This is a genomic window from Acinetobacter sp. ATCC 27244 (assembly GCF_000156555.1).
GTDB classification, from domain to species: Bacteria; Pseudomonadota; Gammaproteobacteria; order Pseudomonadales; family Moraxellaceae; genus Acinetobacter; species Acinetobacter haemolyticus.
The window spans coordinates 34,913-39,065 of the sequence record NZ_GG665956.1 but is presented as its reverse complement, the minus strand read 5'-3'; the positions used below and the strand labels follow the sequence as shown (position 1 = coordinate 39,065).

The 4,153-nt window shown below is 40.1% G+C and carries 4 protein-coding genes and 2 pseudogenes; 4 read left to right on the top strand and 2 right to left on the bottom strand.

Going from position 1 to position 4,153, the window contains the following annotated elements; genetic code table 11:
• The coding region (locus tag HMPREF0023_RS09150; RefSeq protein ID WP_008941923.1) for an integrase core domain-containing protein at positions 1–234 on the top strand (234 nt) is incomplete at its 5' end.
• 49 nt (positions 235–283) lie between these two features.
• Positions 284–391 (top strand): annotated as a pseudogene (locus tag HMPREF0023_RS16915) (serine/threonine-protein phosphatase 2); the annotation flags it as partial.
• A gap of 79 nt (positions 392–470) precedes the next feature.
• Here HMPREF0023_RS16915 and cynS read toward each other — a convergent pair.
• Positions 471–920: a cyanase gene (gene cynS, locus HMPREF0023_RS09145; protein WP_008941922.1), complete on the bottom strand. Its 450-nt coding sequence runs from the start codon at positions 918–920 to the stop codon at positions 471–473.
• A 280-nt stretch (positions 921–1,200) separates the two neighbouring features.
• Between cynS and HMPREF0023_RS09140 the strand changes: the two genes are divergently transcribed.
• Positions 1,201–2,010: a formate/nitrite transporter family protein gene (locus tag HMPREF0023_RS09140; protein ID WP_008303564.1), complete on the top strand. Its 810-nt coding sequence runs from the start codon at positions 1,201–1,203 to the stop codon at positions 2,008–2,010.
• 51 nt (positions 2,011–2,061) lie between these two features.
• Positions 2,062–3,786 (top strand): bifunctional protein-serine/threonine kinase/phosphatase, encoded by a 1,725-nt coding sequence (locus tag HMPREF0023_RS09135; protein WP_008941921.1) that lies wholly within the window; start codon positions 2,062–2,064, stop codon positions 3,784–3,786.
• A gap of 111 nt (positions 3,787–3,897) precedes the next feature.
• Here the strand turns inward: HMPREF0023_RS09135 and HMPREF0023_RS16260 are convergent.
• Positions 3,898–4,153, bottom strand: a pseudogene (locus HMPREF0023_RS16260) (IS5/IS1182 family transposase); the annotation flags it as partial.

Here is a 4,153-nt window from a genome sequence, read left to right as displayed (position 1 = left end):
GGTGATTCATACGATAATGCTTTGGCTGAAACGGTGAATGGCTTATACAAAACAGAGGTGATTGAATATTTAAAAGCGGATTGGCAAGGTTTAGCGGATGTACAACTTGCGACACTAAGCTGGGTAGATTGGTTCAATAAAAAGCGTGTACATAGTGCACTAGGTTATGTGTCACCTTTTGATTTTGAAGCAATGTACTATCATAAAATTAACCCATTAGGTCAGGTGGCCTAACTTAAATAAAAAAGTCTCCGACAAACCCGGTACGGTTCAGTTCAAAACCTATTTAGGGCATACCATTGTGAAAAAACATACCCAGATTGATAACTGTCACTATATTGATGTCGGTTCCTCTTATACCCAGAAGCTGTGTATAGTCAAAATTAAATAAGGATAAAGACGGTGATATAAAAGATCTCCTTACGAAGAAATGAAAAGCCATCAATATGATGGCTTTATCAAACGATTAATTAATAGGTTTTATAAGGTAAAAACTTGCCAGACAATACGACATTTACCCGGTCACCGTTCGGGTTTTCCTCACGCTGAATATTCATGCTGAAGTCGATTGCGCTCATAATGCCATCACCGAATTCTTCATGGATCAGCTCTTTAATAGTCGAACCATATACATTTACAACTTCATACCAGCGGTAAATTAAAGGGTCCGTAGGCACACTGGTCGGTAAAGAGCCTTTGTAAGGTACAATTTGCAGCCATGCTACTGCCTCATCACTAAGGTCAAAAATCTGACCAATTTTCTCTGCCTGCTGTTTATTAAATGCCATTTGTCCCAGGCAGGCAGCCGTTACCCATTCTTTAGAAAGACCAATCTCTTTGGCAACATCTGACCACTTAATTGACTTTAAAACTTTCGCTGAAATGATCATGTCAGTTACTTGTTGACGATGGGTAATCATAATCCTCTCCAAATTATTCTCAAATGAATGTATGCAGAACGCATAATGCAGATATCATGCCAACAGCATTCTAGAGTTCATGCTAAATAGAAAATGAATATTTAAGTGATTGTTAATTATTTGTGGCATAGCTTTTGCTTATATTTCGATATACATGGCAACGACGCCATTCACCATTACCTGTTCTAATATTCAAGGCAACGGCGCCTAAGGTCTTCAATGATCTTAGGCGTCTTTTTTTCGAAAAACAGGTCCGTATATTGAAAAAGAGGACGACAACATGGCATATCTTGCTCCTGCGGAGTTTGCAAAAAAAGTAGTAGATGCGGGTGAATCCAAATTGCATATGGCAACCCGTGATGTATTGATTCGTGCCTTTATGGCAGGGGCCATTCTGGCCTTGGCAGCGGTATTTGCCATTACCATAGCCGTGCAAACAGGATCACCATTGATTGGTGCGCTCCTGTTTCCAGTTGGTTTTTGTATGTTGTATTTATTGGGCTATGACCTATTAACTGGGGTGTTTGTACTTACGCCGCTGGCATGGCTAGATAAACGCCCAGGGGTGACATGGGGACGTATTCTAAAAAACTGGGGCTTGGTGTTTGTAGGGAACTTTACAGGCTGTTTAGTCGTTGCGGTGCTCATGGCAGCGGTTTATACCATGGGTTTTGCAGCGGATCCAAACCCTGTCGGCGTAAAAATTGCGCATATTGGCGAGGAGCGGACATTAGGTTATGCCGAATACGGATTCGCCGGCTGGATGACTATTTTTATCCGTGGCATGCTGTGTAACTGGATGGTGTCATTAGGTGTCATTGGCGCGATGATGTCTACTACGGTGAGTGGCAAATTTATTGCCATGTGGATGCCAATTATGCTGTTCTTTGCCATGGGCTTTGAGCACTCTGTCGTGAACATGTTCCTGTTCCCATTTGCCATGATGATGGGCGGTGACTTCTCGATTGCTGACTACTTCCTATGGAATGAACTGCCGGTTGCTTTAGGTAATCTGGTGGGCGGTTTGGCATTAACAGGTCTGGCACTTTATACCACCCATGTCCGTACTGGTGTTAAAAAAGAATTTTAACATTCATCATTTTATAAAGGGATCATATAGATCCCTTTTTGAGCTTTCAGCATGAAAAAAACATTAAAAGTCACTATTGGGCAATATTCTACTGCCGGAGTTAAACAACAGAACCAGGATTTCCATGGAGTATATCTGCCCGAAGGACATGTGCTGAAACAGAAAGGTATTGCATGTGTTATAGCGGATGGAATCGGTAGCAGTAATGTCAGTCATCTTGCAGCAGAAACAGCCGTTGGTAGTTTTTTATCTGACTATTATTCTACTTCAGATGCCTGGAGTACACAGACTTCAGCAGAACGAGTGATCCGCGCGACCAATTCATGGCTTTATGCACAGACTCAACAAAGTCAAGGACGTTTTGATAAAGACCGAGGGTATGTCTGTACCTTATCTGCACTGATTTTAAAACAGCAACAAGCCCATGTTTTTCATGTTGGTGATAGTCGTATTTACCGCATTCGCGATCATGAAATTGAATTACTAACCCATGATCATCGTGTCTGGTTGTCTTCCAAAGAGCATTATCTTAGTCGAGCCTTAGGTGCGGATTATCGTATTGAAATTGATTATCGAAATATTGAACTCAAAGAAAAAGATATTTTTTTACTAATGACCGATGGGGTCTATGAATTTGTCACAGATCAACAATTATTAGATTTAACTTTAATAGATGCAGATTTAAATCAACTTGCCAAAGGATTAGTTGAAAAAGCTTTAGAACAGGGCAGTGATGATAACTTAAGTTTCCAGGTGATCCGTGTAGAACAGTTGCCTGAACTGAATCAGTTTCATATTCAGCAGGATTATGTATTTCCACAACAGCTCAGTAAAGGTGAAGTTTTTGAAGGTTATGTGATTGATAAGATTTTGCACCAAAATCATCGCAGTTGCCTGTATTTGGCACACGATACTCAGCAGCAGCCTTTGGTCATAAAAACTTTGGGGGTAGATTTACAGCAAGATAAAAATGCCGTAGAGCAGTTTCAACTCGAAGATTGGGTATCGAAACGTCTGAAACATGACAACCTGATGCACTGTTATCCACATAACACTGAGAAAAAATATTTATTCCAATGTTATGAATATTTGCAGGGTGAAACCTTGGCTCAATGGCTGCATCGCCAGGAAAAGCCTTTAAAGCTCGATGATATTTTACCAATTTTGCAACAAACGGCCTTGGCTTTAAATGCAATGCACCGGCTGGAGATGCTGCATCAGGATATACGGCCAAAGAATATCATGGTTTTAAATGCAGAAAATGCCATGAAAATTAAACTGATTGATTATGGTTCAACAGCAGTAAGAGGCCTGGTCGAAATTAATCCTAAAAATGCGAATCGACCACTCGGAACCTTAGCATTTATGGCACCGGAGTATTTTATTGATCATTCGCCATCTGTACATTCAGACCAATTTTCTTTGGCGGTCATGGCCTATTATTTACTCACCAAACAATTACCTTATGGCACAGATTTAGCTCGCTGTAACAGTTTAAAGCAGCTTAAAAAAGTTCAATATCATTCCATCAGGAAATATCGGCCTGATTTACCTATATGGTTAGATAAAATTTTAGGCCAAGCGCTGAGTATTGAACCGACACATCGTTTTGAGGCCTTGTCTGAACTCATTCATAATCTAATGCATCCTTCCAAAGAATTATTAAACTCTAAACCACCAGCAATCATTGAACGAGATCCTTTACGTTTTTGGCAAATGAGTTGCGCCGTATTAGGGCTATTATTTTTACTGAGTATTGCATGGCCATTTATTTGAAAAGATAGGATCAAACCATGCTTAAAATTGAAGGTACATAGATAAGTTTTTATTCAAACAGCTTTGTTGCACAAAGATTTGAAATGCAAAGCGCCCCTAATTGAGCTAAATTTAAGGCGTAATTTGGGTAAGTGGTCGACCTAATTCCGTAAATCTGTTGAGGACTGCTACACGTGCATGAATCTCATTGACTTGGCTATCAAAACGCCTTGCTCTGAGTTTATCTCCTAATAATTTAATGCAGTGCATCTTAGTTTCAACCAAACTTCACCGATGATAGCCTGATTTTTTCCATAGTGTCCTGCCTGAGAAGCACTGCTTCCAAGATTAACTGTTCGAAGTAATTCATTTCGATCTAGCGAGCTGC

Coding starts and splice junctions, on each gene's coding strand:
- cynS (WP_008941922.1), bottom strand. CDS start 920: ATGATTACCCATCGTCAACAAGTAACTGACATGATCATTTCAGCGAAA.
- HMPREF0023_RS09135 (WP_008941921.1), top strand. CDS start 2,062: ATGAAAAAAACATTAAAAGTCACTATTGGGCAATATTCTACTGCCGGA.
- HMPREF0023_RS09140 (WP_008303564.1), top strand. CDS start 1,201: ATGGCATATCTTGCTCCTGCGGAGTTTGCAAAAAAAGTAGTAGATGCG.